Source organism: Aquimarina hainanensis (assembly GCF_042684685.1).
GTDB classification, from domain to species: Bacteria; Bacteroidota; Bacteroidia; order Flavobacteriales; family Flavobacteriaceae; genus Aquimarina; species Aquimarina hainanensis.
Window position 1 is genome coordinate 632,097 of the sequence record NZ_JBHULX010000039.1, and the last position, 18,009, is coordinate 650,105.

Consider the following 18,009-nt stretch of genomic DNA (forward strand, 5'->3'; position numbering starts at 1 on the left):
CGTAAAATCCAATCAAAAACGACAAATAACATGAAAGCAGAAATAGACAAACTGACTTCGCACCTAAAAGAAAAACGTTCTGAATACTATACGGCTCTTCAACCTCCGTTATCCGAACAAAAAATTGCTGAACTGGAAGAACAATATAAAATATCCCTACCTGCTGATCTGAAAGAATTGTACTTATGGAAAAACGGTCAGCGGGAAGACTGTTATGAGGCTTTTGTGAATAATGCAATGTTTCAACCCTTGGAACTAGTATTATCAGATAACCACGAACTAACCGAAATGATCGGTTATGATTTTACTATTGAAAACTGGTGGAACGAGCATTGGTTACCTATTTTTTCGAATGGTGGGGGAAGTCATATCTGTTATGATCTAAAAGGCATCTTTACGGGAGAAAAAGGGCAATTGATAGAGTATTGGAAAAGTGATGATGACAGGTCAGTGATAGCTCCCGGTCTTTCTGACTTCTTACACAGCTTGAATCAATACTACGAAAAGACAGCTCCCCATGACTTTGATGATTATTTTGATATTAATGAGTATATTACAGCCTGGGAAAAAGAATTTATTGTAGCTACTCCTATCCGGAAATAATATACCGTACAAGATTAAACCATTCATCCATGAAAATTTCTTAGCGTGTATTGTTCTTAAAAACAGGGCTATCTTTTCCCCTACAACTTAAAAAGCGATACGATGCCTAGATATTCCAATCACGATATTGAAAAAAAATATTCCAAGTTATCTACAGAAGAACTAAAAACGATTGTTACTGAAAATAGTAGAGAATACAGACCAACAGTGCTTCATATCATTATCCAGATACTTAAAAATCGCGGGGAGCATATCGATGTTTCGACCATTAAATACGGAGATGAGTCTACAATAAAGCACGATGCGGAGCAATCAAAAAGCAATGCAACTTCTGTCTTGCTACTAGGAATACTTTTTTTAGTCATCTCCATTGCATTATCCATTCTTGTAATTGCTTTAGAAATAGACTTCCTGTCCATTTTTAATGTTTTTATCAAGATAATTATCAGCATTATTTCTATGAAAACAGCCTATGATTATGCAAAACACCTGAACAGGAAAAAATATCTTTGGGCCTTTTTAGGAATATTAGTGGGAGGACTAGCACTCATTATACTTAGCTTTTTAAAGAAAAAAAAGGTGCTGACCCCAGAGGAAAAAATACAATCTCAAAAAAGGACATATCGCGCTATATTAATCTTAATAGCCGTACTGGTAGTTTCAATACTAGGCTTTAGCTTGGTTAATGATTACTTGGATAAAAAAAGAGAGGCGGACTCATATCAAAGGTATATCGATCGAAGAATTGAGTATATCGAAAACCCGAAAAGAGGCTATCTTTTTTATTTTACCTGTAAGGAGTATTACCAAAATATTACTGCCAAAGTAATACAACATACGAACGATTCTATCCTGTTCAAATCTCCCAGATATTTAGACAAAGAACACCGAGAACTTTATAGAATAAATGGGTTTAACTTAGAAGATAGTTATTATCTGACAACCTGGGTTACTAAGAAAAAACTAATCTCAGCAGTCGAGAGCGCTCCTTCTGATAGTGGAAATTTTGAAGGAATTTCCTTTGAAGAATTCTCCGGAACTGATATGAAGTACAGATTCGACAGACTGGAATAGAAAATTTCTTCGGGGGTTATTCGCTATGAATCTACTAAAACAATACAGCAGAAAAGTCTTTTTATTTCTTTATGGATCCGCTATGAAAATTAATGAACCTTATGTCCTTTCATTTCGTATCCTCCTATGGTAAATATGAGGGAAGTTGTTGTTGCGTGGTCTTCTGCAAAAACAATTTTTGCATCGACTCCTACTGCTTTAAACACTTGCGCCGATAAGGCTATTAATTTTATTTTGTGTTCATCTCCCTGCATTCTTCCGTAGAGAGATCCACATTCTCTGCTAATCGTCACTATTTTTCCTCCTTCCAGAGAGTAGGTACCTGTATACTGATCCAGAAGAGTCGTTTTTATATTTAAGGGGTCTTGCGTGGCTTTTAGCTTTTTTAACAGTTTGGCATAGGCTTTATTTTCTGTATCAGCATTCAACATGTTCTCTATAATTCTGATATGTGCTGACAGGATCATATCTTTTTCGCCTGCTTTAATATCAGGAGTTACCCCTACCTGCTCCCAATTAGTCTGTGATAATTCATTGATGATTCTTCCTGTAGAAACATGAATTGAGAAACGATCGTTTATCCGGATTTTCTCGCCTGGATTAGCCCCCCCTCCCGTTTTGGTTCCCATAATAACTGCTTTTTTATACTGTTGTAATGTATATGCAAACATTTCGGGAGCAGAAAAGGATTCTTCGTTTACCAATATGTAAACCGGTCTTCCCGTCAACTTATCCCCTTGTACTGCTACCGTATTATAACTGGTTGTAACTCCCGACGGTCTGTCAAAATAACTTCCTATTTTTTTATGGTCTTCTTCAAAAAAATAACTCAGCACATACAGTGTCTGCAATGTACTCCCCCCGGGATTATTCCTCAAATCAAAAATAAAAGCGTCTGAATTTTGTATAAAATTCATTGCATGTGTAGCACTTTTCATCGCTGCTTCTACCTGATCTCCTATCGAGAAGTTTATCAACTTTACATAACCGACATTCCCCTCTAAAATCCGTACCTCCGGGAAACCGTAATTCGTATTTTTTCCTCTTTCTATATCTCCAGAAGGCACTGTTATTAACTCCGTGTTACCTGCGCTTTCTGGTGTATAATAAATATTTAAATGCTGATCATGATTGATCGATCGTATATCTTGTATTAATGCATTTGTGAATGCTGTCCCAGAGGAGATATCGAGATATCCATGGAGCTTCTTCTCTAATAATTTATTAATATCATTAGCGACCTCAGGAAAAACATAATTCTTTTCTAAAATACGCTGAATACCCTGGATTACTTCTTTTTTCTCTTCTACTGTAAGTTGATCTTTTGACTCCTGCCCAATATTGTTAAACGTGATCAATAAGAACAGATATAGGCTTATTTTTCTAATCATCATGCTTATTTATTTGAAATTGAAGGCAATTTGTTATGATTTTTTGTAAAGTAGTTTCTAAGTTCTCTAAAGCTTCCTCAGATATCCCTTCTAAAGCTTCTTCTCTATTGGCTATAATAACTGGCCCTATAAGCGCTAACACCGCTGCTCCTTTTTCAGTAATCTGAAGATCATATTTTCTTCGATCTGCCGCATGAATTTCCCGCCGCAGATAGTCTTTGCCTACCATCGACTCTATCATTCTTGTAACCGAGGCATTATCTTTAAAAATCAACTCTGCTATTTCTTGCTGTGAGTATTCCGGATACTTCTGTTTAAAAGCTAATAATAAGGATTGATCAATCGTTATATCCGAAACCTGAGCTCTGATATTCTTAAGGGCAAACTTCCTGTACTCCTTAATTGCTTTCTCAATCAGGTAAAAAATAGTCTTAGAAGGAATCTCCATAATTTATTTATTTGATATACATATATTTGATATATCAAATAAATAAAAAAATAATGAAGAATCCAATAAAAGAAGCATTGAACTTCTTCAATGCTTCTTTTTTTATTACTTTAATTGGGTTGCCTGAAATAGACCATTTTGGCGGGCAGTCCTCCAAACACTTCTGGTAATGATACGCCAAAAGCTACTTTTCCTTTTTCCCAATTTGCTTCTATTTCTATCGATACTTCCATTTCTACATAGTGTTTTTTCTTTCCCAGGTTAGCACTTTCATATCCTTTGCCTATCAACTTAAAATAATGCTGGTTTGCTTTTTCCTTATATGTTCCTGATAATTGTAATTTGGTAGTAGTACCCAATCCCCAAATAGTTTGGATGTCCATTGTTCCTGAAACAGTGTTATCAGAAAATATCTGAAGGTCAAATTTTCCAAAAGGACCATTTACTGAACTCGGGTTGTAAAAACTATATCCTGCTTCGATCTCTACAAATGCCGGATTACTATGAATCGCTTTGGCAATACTGTCTATTAATTTTGTCTGTGTCATATTAGTATATTGGTTTTAAGATTTATAAACATACTATATTCCTACCAGAAAAATATTTCATCATATTTCCTTTATAAACAGCAAATTACCTCAATATTTTCTTCGTATAAATTGTTTGTCTTTTTCCGACAGTTCATTATTTCTATGAAAAGTGTGACTTGTATTTTTTAATAACTTTTTCGGGATATAATAGATCATAATAGATTTCGGGTCAAAAGGAGTGGTATCTTCTCTTGTTACCTGGTCAAAATTGTATCTGTACAGTACGTTATTATAAGTTTCTTCTTCTTCCCAGCCATGTTTGTCCTTATAATATGCATACACTTCCTCTGTATTCCATTCGTAGGTGAATGCAGGTCCCTGATGCTCGTGAATTAACCCTAATGCATGACCAAATTCATGTAAGACAATTCCCCGAAAATTAGCTGTATTTTCTCTTTCTATTGAAGAGAGACTCATCGAAGGTACCTTATCTTTTGAATTACTTCCTATAAATGACCAGTACCCTTCATCTTCAAAAGTAATCGTTATATCTGCCATTCCTCTTTCTATAAAACGAAATCGTACGTTGCAATACCTCTCCCACTCCCGGGCATATTTAATTACTCTTTTTATATTATTTTTATCTCCATCAATAAACCGAACTTTCAGCTTATTTTTATTCCATATCTGATCATTTAATATAACAGCCTTTAGCTGATACATCGTTTTATATACTTCGGAAATATCTTCTTCTTTCATAACTTCTTTTTGATATTCTTCCATCATTACAGCCACTCCTTTTTCTGGTGTCACATTCCGTTTTCTCCAGTTATAGAATGTGCTCCAGCTATTCTTATAACCAGCGGTTATAGCATCTTTTTGAATTCTCTTGTCCATAGCAAAATGAATCAACTGACCCGTCGTAAATGAGGGCATTTCTGTACAAAATCCCTGATACGCATTTGACGCTTCCTCTTCCTTCTCCACAGACGTTTCGGAAGTTTGTCCTTCTAGATTGCTGATAATTCCCAGGCTAATCAATAGCCCTATTTTAATTTTTAAAAACATGATACAAGGGAATTAAAATTTATAATTAAGTGATAGATACCAGCTCCATTTTACATGGGTTGTTATATCATCTTTGAGAAGTGCATCATCTGCGGTATCTCCTATTGATAAATCTCCCAGTTCATTCTGAAAAGCAATTAAAGGACCTGCGGTGATCGAAAAGTTATTTCGGATCGAAAAACCTGCGCCTATCGGAAAAAGTGGTGTTTTTATGCCCTGAGTAATCCCTACCTGAAACATGGGATATAAGAGATCTCCATGTTTAAATTTGTATAAGAAATTAAGGTATGCTGCAGGTCTTAGGTATACCGGATCACCCTGTGTTTCGGCAACCTTATCTTCTGATATTCCGTAATTTTTATACTCAAATGGAGTATAAAATAATCCGACAGATCCAAAAACAGCAATACGTCCCTGACTTTTTGATACCGTAATTTTTACTACACGTTTTTTTCCCTTTGTATCCCCTGTCAGATTGGTTCCCATAATTTCATAGGTTCTCATTTTGGTATATTTCCATCCAAACTTATCGCTATGTATCATTTTATAACCTTCGATATCATTAGATGGTTGCTTCTGAAATTGCACTAAAAAGGCATTCATTTCTGTGTTGAGCTCTTTGAGCTTAGTAATGGCTGCTTCCTGTTCTTTCATTTTATCGAGATACACAGCAGAAATCAATAACTGCTTACTAGCTGTTAGCTCTCTGAATTTCTCCTTCTTGGTTTTACCTTGTTTTTTTCCTAATACGGATTCTAATGACAAGGATTCTTCACTTAACAACTCCTGTAATTCTTGTAAACTTTTTCTAGCGGCTTCTTTTTTTTCTTCCAATATCCGTTGTACTGTATTTGATGTTTTCAAAACATTCATAAAAGAAGTTATATCAGTAGCTTCCTGTATATTTGCTGTCATGTATTGAATCCATTCATTAACACTTCTTTCTTCCTTATCTTTTCTAATTTCATTGATCTTAAATTTTTGGAATAAATAGTTTTCTACAGTCTGTAAGCCATTAATTTTATCGATTATTCTTTTTAATTGTAAGGAATAAGTCGGTTCACTAAATCTACTTCCTTCCAGAGAATTTGCAAAAACAGATATCCAGTCATATAAAATAGGGGATTGTCGATACATATTATCAATACTATTGTTTACCTCTTCATATCTTTTCTTTACTTGTTTATTTCTAGACCTTGTTTGATATTTTTTATTACCGGTAGTAGCAGCCGCCGTTTCTACTGCCTCAGATGCAAAAGTAAAATCTGTAGGAAGGTTGTTTATAAATGAAATAATCGCAGCATAATCCGGAGATTCTTCCTCTGTTACCGAACTGGTTATTGTATATTTTAGAGGGTTATAAAACTGTAAAAATAGCTTTAGTGTATTTTCATGATCATTACTGATCTGAAACTTTTTAGCTTCCTCTTTTTCTATTTTCGTATACGTTTCCTCTTCGTTAATATGAGATTCTTTATAAAAAAAATCGGTCCCGTCATAAGTGATAAAAAGATGATTGTCTAATTTTGTACTATGCAATCTTTCGAATACATCATTTTCCTGAGCTGTTATCCATGAAGATAGGATAACTAATAGCCATGTAATTTTTGTTTTCATGTGTTGGTAATATTAGTTTAATTGTCATTTAATAAAACACCTCATATTGTCCTGTTTCTACAACTGAAGGTTTTATGATGACTCGTTACATTCTGTATCATTTTGTGATACGATTTTGTGTTGTTATCAAATGTATTTCCTATAACAAAGCCAAAACATACCCGCTAACAGGGATATTTTTTTCTGAAGACATTTCTTTAAGTACTTAAAGTTTTTTGATTGTATTTCTTTTCAATTTTGCCTTATTAATACCTATCCACAACATCGATGTCAAACGGGTAATACATTTAAATTAATACATATGAAAACCGCACTTAAAACCATTTGCCTATTACTGATCGTCTGTACATTTTTTTCATGTAATGAAGACGAATCTACAAATACACAAACTGTAACTGAAGAGGATGACACCAAAGGATCTTCTTGGAAAAGAGAACTTTATAATTTCCGAAAAGAGCGTCAACAAACTAAAAAACGCATTGAGTTATTTGATCAACTCGATTTCGATCACTATAACAATCAGGATTGGGATGCTTTTAGCATTAGTCATGCCGATGATATCATAGTTCACAATGCAGATGGTAGCATCACTCATGGACTTGATGCACATACCAATTCTTTGAAACCTGCATTCGACCTGGTTCCTGATCTGAAGATTACCGGGCATCCTGTAAAATTCGGAAATGGAGATTGGACGGCTGTAATTGGCAGAATGGAAGGAACAAACCCCTCTAATGGGAAAAAATTAAATTTATTAATGGCTACTATTGCCAAATGGGAAGGATTAAAAATGGTAGAAGAATATCTTTTTTGGGATAATAAAGCCTTTGCAGAACAATTAGGACTTAATGATACTGATGCTGCGATTCTAAGAGAAGATATGGCTATTCATGCTATTTCTAAGACTACAAAATCTCCCTGGACAGAATACTTGCAATTCAAAAAAGAAGAGCGAATTAACAACGAACGTCTTCGGATTTTTGATGAGTTGGATTTCGAGCATTACACCAATCAGAACTGGGAAGGCTTTCGTATAAGTCATGCCGATGATATAAAAGTATACTACCCTAATGGTTTTTCTGAAGTGGGACTGGATCCTCATGTCAACCTGTTAAAACCAGAATTCGAATACCTTCCAGATACCAGAATACAAGAGCACCCCGTACGAATAGCCAGTGGAGATTGGACTGCAGTAATCGGTATTCAGGAAGCAACTTTTACGAAGCCATTAACTCTGGATGATGGTACCGTCATTCCTCCTAACGGGAATAAATTAAAATATACCATGGTTACTTTTGGTCGTTGGGAAAATGGTAAAATGGTTGAAGAATACCTTTTTTGGGATAATCAAACCTATGATAACCAACTGGGGTTATAATATTTTCTACCTAACTTACTTATAACAATAAAACCTGATACCAAGAAAGGTATCGGGTTTTATTATAATAGAATATTTCGTTATTCGAATTTCAGGTACTTGATCAAGTCTACTTTTGTGGCCTTATAAGACTTGACTCCTACAACCATAAATACTAGTAATAACAAAAGGAAGGGAGTCAGCAGATATGGCCATACCGGCATATCAATCTTATAGATAAAATTATCCAACCATAAGCTCGTACTGTAAAAAGCCAACGGCAATAGTATAAAAGAAGCCATCACGGTTATTCTAAAAAAATCTTTGAATAATTGTTTCATAATAACAAGGGTTGTTGCTCCCAATGTTTTTCGAATTGCAATTTCTTTATATCGCTGTTGGATGGTAAGAGTGGATAAGGCAAATAATCCCAGCAAACTGATAATAATAACAATGAGAGTGAGACTTAGAAAGATTATTTTTTGCTGCTCGTACTTTTCAAATGTTTTCTTGAATTGCTTATCCATAAAAGCATACGTAAATGGATAAGACGTTTCTATTTCTTCATTCCAGAATTGTTCAATATCTGCGATCGTTTTATACATCTCTCTTTCTTTAATTTTGAAATGTACCGTCTCAAAAGTTTCATTGAACCATTCAATGGTATTAAAATGTACATAAAAAGCAGGAGCGATTTTCTTGTCATATCCTTTGATATGGTAATCATTGACAACGCCAATGATTGTCAGTTCTTTCCCTATCAAATTTATTTTTTTCTGAATCGGATCTTTTATTCCTAATGCTTTAATAGCCGTTTTATTAAAAATAATAGTGTTCAAACTATCTGAAGAAAAGGTCGCTGAAAAATCCCTACCCGAAGCCATTGCCACTCCCATCATATCAAAATATCCAAAATCAGTAGGAATCCCTGTTACTTCTACTACCTTTCCTAAATAATCCATATCCAATGTAAAATTCTGAGTCAATCCAGGCGATACACTACTGGCTCCAATGGTAATAATACCAGGGTGTTTTTCTAATTCTTGTTTTATCAACTGATATTGCTCCCAATAATTTCCCTCAGGATTATTAAATGCTACTGTAATAATTTGCTCTCCCGAAAACCCAGTATCTTTCTCATTCATATATTTTAGCTGCGCATACATAACCAGGCTTCCAATCAGGAAAAAACCAGAGATAACAAATTGCAACCCGAGCATCCCATTTCGCATTATAATCATCCGCTTACTTCTCGAAAAATTCCCTTTGAGTACTTTATTAATATCAAAATTGGCGATATATCCTCCAATAACACTTCCGATACCACCTATCAGAGCAATCACAATCAGAAAAACTCTAAATACTACTCCTCCACTGGTAATAGCTAATTCCTTACCTATAAAATCATTGAAATGAGGAACTATAAGTTCTACCAAAACCAATGCTAAGAAAAAAGATAAGAGGCATTGTATTCCTATTTCCAGAAAATACTGGGTGATAATCTGTCCTTTGGACACTCCGTTACTTTTCTGAATGCCAACTTCTTTTGCTCTAAAAACTGCAGTTGCTATGGATAAGTTGATAAAATTAACACATGAAATAGCGATGATTAAAATGGACAGTATCAACATACTCACCAACAATGGATAATTTCCTTTCCCTTCCAAACTCCCATCTCCTTTGGTAAATAATCGTACGGACTCTAACGATTCTACAAAAGGAATTGCTCCTTGTATATCAACATATTCCTGTACCGATATTCCTAATTCTTTTGCTTCTTTCCGAAAGTAATTTTCTTCAAAAACCTGAAACATTTTTTTTTCTAATGCAGGGATATCAGTTCCTTCTTTTACCCTATAAAACGTATATCGGTTATAATTCCCCCACCAGAGGCGATTGTCTATTTCTTTTTTAAACAAAACCTGGGGTTCTATAATAGAAGGTCTTTGCAGTTCATATACTCCTGTAACTATATACTCTTTATTTCCTACCTTAATCGTTTTTCCATATGAAGAGGCATTCCCAAACAATTTTTTTTCTACGCTGGAAGAAATTACAACACTATTATTAGCTTTTAAAATTTCTTCGGGATTTCCTTTTAGAATGGGATGTGGAAAAAAATCAAAAAAATTAGAATCTACTTCCAGCATTTTTCCCTGAAAAATCGAAATATCATTATATGTTATGACATCTTTTGAATATTCTGTTTTAGTTGATACAAAAGCACTTATTTCTGGGATTACCTCTGTAGAAACAGGTCCTTCGGGAACGGTTGTAGTATCGAAATACTCCCCATTAAACATCTTATGACTGACTTTGTAAATAGTATCCTTATTAGGATTCCATTGGTCATAACTCTTCTCATTATTAAAATATAACAGCACCATAATAAGAGAAGTTATCCCCAATGTTAATCCCAGATTATTTATAATCAAATGCAGCCAGTGCTTTTTGCTCTGCCGATAAAATAACTTACACCACAATCGTATCATCACTTACTCAAATTTTAGATACTTAATTAAATCTACTTTAGTCGCCCGATATGCTTTAAAACCAACAACTGCAAATACTAATACAACCAAAAGAACCGGAGTACAGATAAAAGGCCACCAAGGCATCTCTACTCTATAGACAAAATTATCCAGCCAATTCTGCATAAAATAATATGCTAACGGGAGTAATATCACAGAAGCGATCAAGGTGATTTTCAGGAAGCTCTTAATAAGCTGAAACATAATTTCTCGTATGGAGGCACCTAGTGTTTTGCGAATGGCTACTTCTTTTAATCGCTGCTGAATAGTCAGTGTAGCCAGAGCAAACAATCCTAGTAAAGAGATAATAATAACGACAATAGATAATACTAAAAACATACTTTGTTGCTTTTGATACTTTTCGTAGGTTTTGGCAAATTATTTATCCAAAAATTCATATTCAAAAGGATACTTCTCATCAATATTAGCCCTCCAAAAGGCTTCGATATCTGCAATTGTTTTTGATACATCTTCTGTTTTTACTTTGAACTGGATGGAACTAATCCAGTTTTTGGCAAAAGAGAATGTATTCCAATGTGCCAAAAACATAGGGGCTATTTTACTATCAAAACCGTCAAAATGATAATCTTCTATCATGCCTACAACAACCAGTCTAGGTTCATCATCTTCTATCCAGCCTGATCCCAACTTCTTTCCTATGGGATCATTGTAGATATCTAATCTTTTAGCGGCTGTCTCATTGATAAGTATATTGTTAATCGTATCTGATGAAAACTTCTCTGATAAGTCTCTTCCTTTTACTATTTTAATACCACTAAAATTAATGTAGTTAAAATCTATGGGGTTAGTCGCAGCACTAAAAGAGATATCCTTACCATCGTTTAAATTTGTTCCATTTACAAACCCTTCTCCCGGAACAAACATACTAGATGTTATAGCAGTGATATTCGGATGTTTCGTCAGTTCCTTTCTAGTGAGTTGATATTTTTTATAATCCTCCCCTACGTCATACATAGTAACCACAATGATCTGTTCTTTATCAAAACCTACATCTTTAGAAATCATGTAATTAATCTGATGGTAAATCACCAGAACTCCAATCAGAAAAAAACCTGAAATTAAAAATTGAAATCCTAACATCCCGTTGCGAATATGGATTCCTTTTTTACTTCTGGAAAAGTTCCCTTTCAAAACCTGGACAGTTTTAAAATTAGACCAATATATCGCCGGAATTATTCCGACAATTACAGAAATTACTATAGCAGTAATTACAATTTTAAGAAGAATAGAAGGATTGTGAATTGTCAACTCTTTTCCTATAAAATCATTAAAATACGGTAAGATTAATTCTACTATAATCAAAGCAAAAATAAGCGCTAACATTCCCTGAAATACAATCTCCGAAACATACTGCATTATTAATTGCTTTTTTGATAATCCCAAGGTCTTTTTGACCCCTACCTCCTTCGCTCGCTGGCTTACGGATGCTGTGCTGAGATTGATAAAATTAATACACGAAATAATAATTAGTAGTATAGAGAGTCCTAATAAAATAAGAAGCAATTGATAATTCCCTCTACCTTCAGGACCACCACTTTTGGACACCGGATGCAATCTGATATCTGCTAACTTTTCAGGAATAACCGTCATGAATCCAAATTTTTCTCCGAATTCTTCGATGGTTAAATTTCCTTTATGTTTATCATGGTATTCATCAATGTTTATTCTATTCATTTTTTCTACCACCGTTTCTATCTTTGCTCCTTCATTTACTTTGAAAAAGATCTCATATCTAAAGTTACTCCAGGTAGGCTCTATATCACTATCGTACTGATAGATAATTTCCGGTTGATAATGAGAATTTCCCGGAATAGCATACACGCAAGCAATGGTATATTCTTCGTCTTTTATTCTAATACGCTTATTGACAGGGTTGTTATTTCCAAAAATTCTTTTGGCAAATTGAGTAGACAAAGCTACTTGTTGGTCATTTTTTTTGAATTGTTCAAAGGATCCTTTTTCTTCTATAAAAGGAAAGAAATCAAAAAACTGTCCTTGAGATTCCAACACTTTTTCTGAGAAAAAATTAGTGTGGTTATACGTAATAACCTCTCCCCTGTATAGGTGATCACTCATTATGGTAGCCGTTACTTCGGGAATTTTTTCTTTATATAATTTTGTCTGTGCTACTGTTCCTACATGCCAGATCCCATTTCTTTTAGATTTATTGGATATACGATATACGACTTCCTTATTGGAATTCCATCGGTTGTAACTCTGTTCATCGTGAAAATAAACCAGGACGATGAGTAAACCTGCCAAACCCAGTGTTAATCCGGAAACATTAATAACAATGTTTAACCAGTTTTTCTTTTGATTCCTAAAAAATATTTTAAACCATGTTTGAAACATACTGCTGTTGATTTTGATTGATGATATGACCTCTTTTATTGTATCAGTACGTCTACTTTATTGACATTTTCTTCTTCTGATACAATGATACCGTCTTTCATTAAGACTATTCGACTGGAAAACTTAGCATCGTATGAGGAATGCGTCACCATAATGATCGTAGCTCCTTCTGCATGGAGTTCGGTTAATAATTCCATAACCTCATTTCCACTTTTACTATCCAAGTTTCCTGTAGGTTCATCGGCAAGGATTAACTTTGGCTTGGTCACTAATGCTCTGGCCACAGCAACTCGTTGTTGTTGTCCTCCCGAAAGTTGCAATGGGAAATGCTTGCTCCTATGACTAATCCCTACTCGTTCTAATATCTCACCTACCCGCTTTTTTCGTTCTTTGGCTGGAACTTTATTGTATATCAAAGGAAGTTCGACATTCTCATAGACTGAAAGCTCATCTATCAGGTTAAAATTCTGGAACACAAAGCCTACATTTTCTTTTCGAATACCGGCTCTTTCCTTTTCACTACAATGGGCTACTTCTTCTCCGTCAAACATATAACTACCACTATCTACGGTATCTAAAAGTCCTATTACATTTAATAATGTAGACTTACCACATCCTGAGGTGCCCATTATAGAAACAAATTCCCCTTTTTTTACTGTTAAGCTCAATTGGTTCAATGCAGTTGTTTCTACTTCTTCTGTTCTGTATATTTTTTCTATATTTTCTATTGCTATCATTTTTAATTCTTTCTTTAAAAGGGATATTAACTCCTATATTAATAATAAAATCTGTTCTTTAATACATTCGATACTAATCATTATTAAAATTATCATACTCTCTGTTTATTTATTGTTTTATATTTATTTGTTCGATATTCAAAAAATCTTCGTAATTGGATGTGATCACCTGATCTCCTTCTTTGAGTCCTTCCAAAACTTCATAGTAAAAAGGGTTTTCTCTTCCGATTTTTATGGCTTTCTTAATTGCAGTGGTTTCATTCTTCAACAGAAAGATCCAATTTCCATTCGTACTTTGATAAAACATCCCTTTAGGAATCAGTACTGCCTTTTTATTATTGGATAAGAAAAGTTTGGTTTTGACACTCATCCCCCTCTTAATAGTTTTGGGGAGACTATCCAGATGAAAAGCGAGTTCTACCTCGAATTGTCCATTAATAACTTCAGGGTCTACTTTTAATACTTCTATATCAAAATCAATGGCTTGACTATTGATTTTTCCTTTTATTCCTTCATTGATTTTAGATATATAATACTCATCAATTTTGGCGGTTAATTTATATCCATCCAGTATATCAATCTTTCCTATGGCATCTCCCTGATTGTAATTCTGACCTATGGTTAGATTAAATGAGGATAGTAAACCGTCTACAGGGGCTTTGATAATAAAATTTTCTTTATTCTTTTTTAATAGTTCCAGGCTTTTCTCCATATTTTGAATGGAGGTGTTTATTCTCGACAGCTGTATTTTTCTATCTGTTTTTTCCTGAGTAACACTGGTTTTAATTGCTTCGTTTCTGTCTTTTTGATAATCAAACTCTTGTTTTGATGTCTGATATTGATTTCTGGAAATAACTTGTTTGGTATATAACACAGTATCGATCTGATACTGCCTTGAAGCATTCTTATAATCATTATCAATCTGCAATAATTGTTGATCCAGATTGAGTTGCTGATTTTTTATGGTGGCTCTGATATTTCTAAGGTTATTAATCTGCTCTACAATAGCTGTTTCCTGTGTAAGGAAATTAAGTTCTGCCGTAGGGTTATAGATTCGTACCAAAGGCATTCCTTTTTGTACCTCCTGACCATTTTCTGCAAATATCTCCGCAACAGATCCTCCTTGTATGACATTCAATAGAATTGTATTTTTGGGAACCACGACACTATTAAATAATACGACATCTTCAAAATCTCCTCGTTTTACTTCCTTTATAGAGATCATTTCTCTTTTTATATTTACTTGTTTTTTACGGGTAAGATTCATTAATAAAATACTTACCACCACTAATAGTGGGATTCCTAACATTAGTATTCGCTTTCGTTTTTTATTTTTATTAGGTATTCGTTGTCTATCCATCGTTACTGATCGTTTATTACCTATGATTCGATAAACATGCCACAAAAAAACAAATTATCAAAAAACTAATAATCAGATACTTATAATTATATTCATAAATCAAGGTGTTCGTTTTCGAACATTTATTTGTTCGTTTTCAAACATCTATGTAACTATGTATATGAGAAAAAAAGAAGCGACCATCCTATTGGTAGATGACGATGAAGATATATTGTTTTCTGCGAGAATTAGTTTAAAAAAGTATTTTAAGCAGATACTTACTACCAGTACGCCTAAAAAAATTACTCAGCTGGTATCTAACGAAGCGATTGATGTCGTCTTACTCGATATGAATTACAGAATCGGTTATGAAGATGGAAAAGAAGGGATTTACTGGCTGGAGCACATAAAAAAGATAAGCCCGGAAACCACAGTTATTCTCATGACTGCATTTGGTAGTGTACATCTTGCTGTCGAAGCTATCAAAAAAGGAGCCACTGATTTTATTCTAAAACCCTGGGATAATGATAAACTCTACAGTACAATTAATGCTGGAGTAGAATTATCAAGATCCAAAAGAAAGAATACGCAATTCGAATCGATACAACAGCTGGATAATAAAAATTTTCATCAACAAACAGAGCATATTATCGGTCATTCCAAAGCGATGACTGATGCTATGAGTTTATTAAAAAAAGTAGCTCCTACGGATGCTACAATTTTGATTCTAGGAGAGAATGGAACCGGAAAATACGTATTTGCGAAGGAGCTTCACTTACAATCTAACAGAAGTAAGTATCCGTTTATTCATGTTGACCTGGGAGCCCTCAACGAAAACTTATTCGAAAGTGAGCTTTTCGGATATACAAAAGGAGCCTTTACAGATGCGCATAAAGATACAATCGGTCGTTTTGAACTGGCACAAAAAGGAACCATCTTCTTAGATGAAATAGGTAACCTTCCATTACACCTGCAATCTAAATTACTCACAGTGATCCAGAATAGAAAAATAACTCGTTTGGGAGAAGCAATCGAACGCGATATTGATGTACGGATTATCTGTGCAACCAATGCGAATATTCATCAAATGGTTACAGAGGGAAGTTTCCGGCAAGATCTGTTATACAGAATTAATACGATCGAATTAAATCTTCCTCCACTACGGGAACGCACCAAAGATATTCCATTACTGGCACATTACTTTCTAAACAAACTCAATCAAAAATACAGAAAATCAATCCATCAAATTACGCCCCAAGCAATGGCTGCTCTGACAGCATATTCATGGCCAGGTAATATTCGGGAATTAGAACATATAATCGAACGTGGAGTTATTATTACTGAAGAAAATGCTATCACACCATCAGATCTTCATTTTTCTTCTAAAAAATATGAGGCAACTCCTGTGCAAACCTTACACCTGGAGACTTCGGAAAAAATGTTAATCCAAAATGCTTTGGAAAAACACCAGGGAAACATTAGTAAAACTGCCAAAGAATTAGGCATCACCAGAGCTGCTTTATACAGAAGACTCGACAAACACCAACTATAATTGTGACAAAGAAACAATCCTTCCTTTATCTATTACGTATACTGTTGCTGCTGGGAACGGGAATGCTACTCCTTCTTTTCTACCAAAAAGGATACATGGTCTCCTTTATATTATTTATAATACTCCTGATATTACAAATCTTGTTATTTTTTGATGCCCTTAAAAAACTTACTGTTGATATCGAATGTATTATTGACTGTTTATTGCACAAGGATTATTCCATCTCAATTTCTCAACAAAAGAAAACACAAGGGGTTTATAACAAATTAGCACTATTGATTGAAAAGAGTAAAGAAAATAATACGATACAATCTTCTCAAAATATCATCTTTCATAAAATCATTGAGCACCTCCCTAATGGGATGCTTATTCTACGAAAAAATAGAACAGGAAATATCGAAATATTTGTAATCAATCAGGCTTTCTGTGATTTTCTAAAAATCCCCAAATTGTATCAATGGAACATCCTCTTATCCAAAATACCGGAACTTATAAAGATTATCAACCCAAAAAAATGGGGTTCTTTAAAACATGTCATTACATTAAAAATTAATAATACCTCGGAAACCTTTTATCTAAAAACTTCTGTAATTCAAAACAGTGATTTTCAATATCAGATTATTTCACTGGAAACAGTACAACAATTAATTGATAAAAAAGAAAAAGAATCCTGGTATAAGCTTATGAATGTGATGTCTCACGAAATTATTAATACGATTACTCCTATAAGTAGTTTGGCGGATAATCTCGAAGGAATTGTATTAGATGAGTTAACTGCCGAAAATGTAGATGAACTTTCGCAAGGACTGCGCATTATAAAAAAGAGATCACAGCATCTTACCCGCTTTGTAAACACCTATAGAAAACTAGCTGCGCTTCCGCTTCCGCAAAAGAAGATGACGAATATCGCTGAGCTGATAGAAAATACAGTAGCATTATTTCAGCAACAATTCGACAAACATACCATCAATGTTAAAAAAAATATGGAGACACCTTACTGGCTTCAAATTGATCCGGAACAAATCGAACAAGTATTTATTAATTTAATTTTAAATAGCATACATGCTCTTCAGACAACGGAAGCTCCATATATTTCTATTGAGATTTCACAGAATGACAGTAAGATCAATATTTTCTTTTCTGATAATGGGAGTGGTATTTCAGATACGATAAAGGACAGTGTTTTTATTCCTTATTTTACCACGAGAAAAGACGGTGCCGGTATAGGGTTAACACTTTCCAAAGCCATTATGGAAGCGCATCAAGGTCATATGTATTTTACTTCTGATACTGTTAAAACTACTTTTGTCCTCAGTTTTAATTATCTATAATACACAAAGGAGGCGAGAGAATTATCGCCTCCTTCCCACTTAAGAGATGTTGGTAACA

The 18,009-nt window shown here is 34.2% G+C and carries 15 protein-coding genes; 5 read left to right on the forward strand and 10 right to left on the reverse strand.

Annotated features, from left to right (window positions below; translation table 11 throughout):
• The first annotated feature begins 30 nt into the window (after nucleotides 1-30).
• Nucleotides 31-603 carry an SMI1/KNR4 family protein gene (locus tag ACFSTE_RS18715; RefSeq protein ID WP_378255043.1) on the forward strand — a complete coding sequence of 191 codons (573 nt, stop codon included), beginning with the start codon at nucleotides 31-33 and terminating at the stop codon, nucleotides 601-603.
• A 102-nt stretch (nucleotides 604-705) separates the two neighbouring features.
• Nucleotides 706-1,677, forward strand: coding sequence for a hypothetical protein (locus tag ACFSTE_RS18720; protein ID WP_176030144.1), 972 nt, complete (start codon nucleotides 706-708; stop codon nucleotides 1,675-1,677).
• A gap of 89 nt (nucleotides 1,678-1,766) precedes the next feature.
• Here ACFSTE_RS18720 and ACFSTE_RS18725 read toward each other — a convergent pair whose 3' ends face one another.
• From ACFSTE_RS18725 to ACFSTE_RS18745, 5 genes are all read right to left on the reverse strand, one after another.
• A complete protein-coding gene (locus ACFSTE_RS18725; RefSeq protein WP_378255046.1) occupies nucleotides 1,767-3,071 on the reverse strand; it encodes a S41 family peptidase in 1,305 nt (434 codons plus the stop codon).
• On the reverse strand, nucleotides 3,061-3,516 hold the full coding sequence (locus tag ACFSTE_RS18730) for a MarR family winged helix-turn-helix transcriptional regulator (RefSeq protein ID WP_378255048.1): 456 nt from the start codon (nucleotides 3,514-3,516) through the stop codon (nucleotides 3,061-3,063). The genes ACFSTE_RS18725 and ACFSTE_RS18730 overlap by 11 nt, the downstream gene beginning before the upstream one ends.
• Before the next feature lie 110 nt (nucleotides 3,517-3,626).
• Entirely contained in the window at nucleotides 3,627-4,064 is a 438-nt protein-coding gene (locus ACFSTE_RS18735) for a hypothetical protein (RefSeq protein ID WP_176030141.1), read from the reverse strand.
• Nucleotides 4,065-4,154: 90 nt separating this feature from the next.
• The gene (locus ACFSTE_RS18740) at nucleotides 4,155-5,114 is read right to left on the reverse strand and encodes a M12 family metallopeptidase (RefSeq protein WP_378255050.1); all 960 of its coding nucleotides are present in this window, start codon (nucleotides 5,112-5,114) and stop codon (nucleotides 4,155-4,157) included.
• 12 nt (nucleotides 5,115-5,126) lie between these two features.
• Entirely contained in the window at nucleotides 5,127-6,731 is a 1,605-nt protein-coding gene (locus ACFSTE_RS18745) for a hypothetical protein (protein ID WP_378255052.1), read from the reverse strand.
• 301 nt (nucleotides 6,732-7,032) lie between these two features.
• Here ACFSTE_RS18745 and ACFSTE_RS18750 point away from each other — a divergent pair, with 301 nt between their 5' ends.
• A complete protein-coding gene (locus tag ACFSTE_RS18750) occupies nucleotides 7,033-8,109 on the forward strand; it encodes an ester cyclase (RefSeq protein ID WP_378255054.1) in 1,077 nt (358 codons plus the stop codon).
• Nucleotides 8,110-8,189: 80 nt separating this feature from the next.
• Here ACFSTE_RS18750 and ACFSTE_RS18755 read toward each other — a convergent pair whose 3' ends face one another.
• The 5 genes from ACFSTE_RS18755 to ACFSTE_RS18775 form a co-directional block, all read right to left on the reverse strand.
• Nucleotides 8,190-10,523, reverse strand: coding sequence for an ABC transporter permease (locus tag ACFSTE_RS18755; protein ID WP_378298340.1), 2,334 nt, complete (start codon nucleotides 10,521-10,523; stop codon nucleotides 8,190-8,192).
• A gap of 60 nt (nucleotides 10,524-10,583) precedes the next feature.
• Nucleotides 10,584-10,958: an ABC transporter permease gene (locus ACFSTE_RS18760; protein ID WP_378255056.1), complete on the reverse strand. Its 375-nt coding sequence runs from the start codon at nucleotides 10,956-10,958 to the stop codon at nucleotides 10,584-10,586.
• Between the two features lie 39 nt (nucleotides 10,959-10,997).
• Entirely contained in the window at nucleotides 10,998-12,992 is a 1,995-nt protein-coding gene (locus ACFSTE_RS18765; protein ID WP_378255058.1) for an ABC transporter permease, read from the reverse strand.
• 35 nt (nucleotides 12,993-13,027) lie between these two features.
• Nucleotides 13,028-13,729 (reverse strand): ABC transporter ATP-binding protein, encoded by a 702-nt coding sequence (locus ACFSTE_RS18770; RefSeq protein ID WP_176030136.1) that lies wholly within the window; start codon nucleotides 13,727-13,729, stop codon nucleotides 13,028-13,030.
• Between the two features lie 109 nt (nucleotides 13,730-13,838).
• Nucleotides 13,839-15,089, reverse strand: coding sequence for an efflux RND transporter periplasmic adaptor subunit (locus ACFSTE_RS18775; protein WP_176030135.1), 1,251 nt, complete (start codon nucleotides 15,087-15,089; stop codon nucleotides 13,839-13,841).
• Between the two features lie 160 nt (nucleotides 15,090-15,249).
• Between ACFSTE_RS18775 and ACFSTE_RS18780 the strand changes: the two genes are divergently transcribed.
• Together ACFSTE_RS18780 and ACFSTE_RS18785 are read left to right on the forward strand one after the other, a co-directional pair.
• A complete protein-coding gene (locus ACFSTE_RS18780; protein ID WP_378255061.1) occupies nucleotides 15,250-16,620 on the forward strand; it encodes a sigma-54-dependent transcriptional regulator in 1,371 nt (456 codons plus the stop codon).
• A gap of 2 nt (nucleotides 16,621-16,622) precedes the next feature.
• Nucleotides 16,623-17,951 (forward strand): sensor histidine kinase, encoded by a 1,329-nt coding sequence (locus ACFSTE_RS18785; RefSeq protein ID WP_176030133.1) that lies wholly within the window; start codon nucleotides 16,623-16,625, stop codon nucleotides 17,949-17,951.
• Nucleotides 17,952-18,009: the final 58 nt, after the last annotated feature.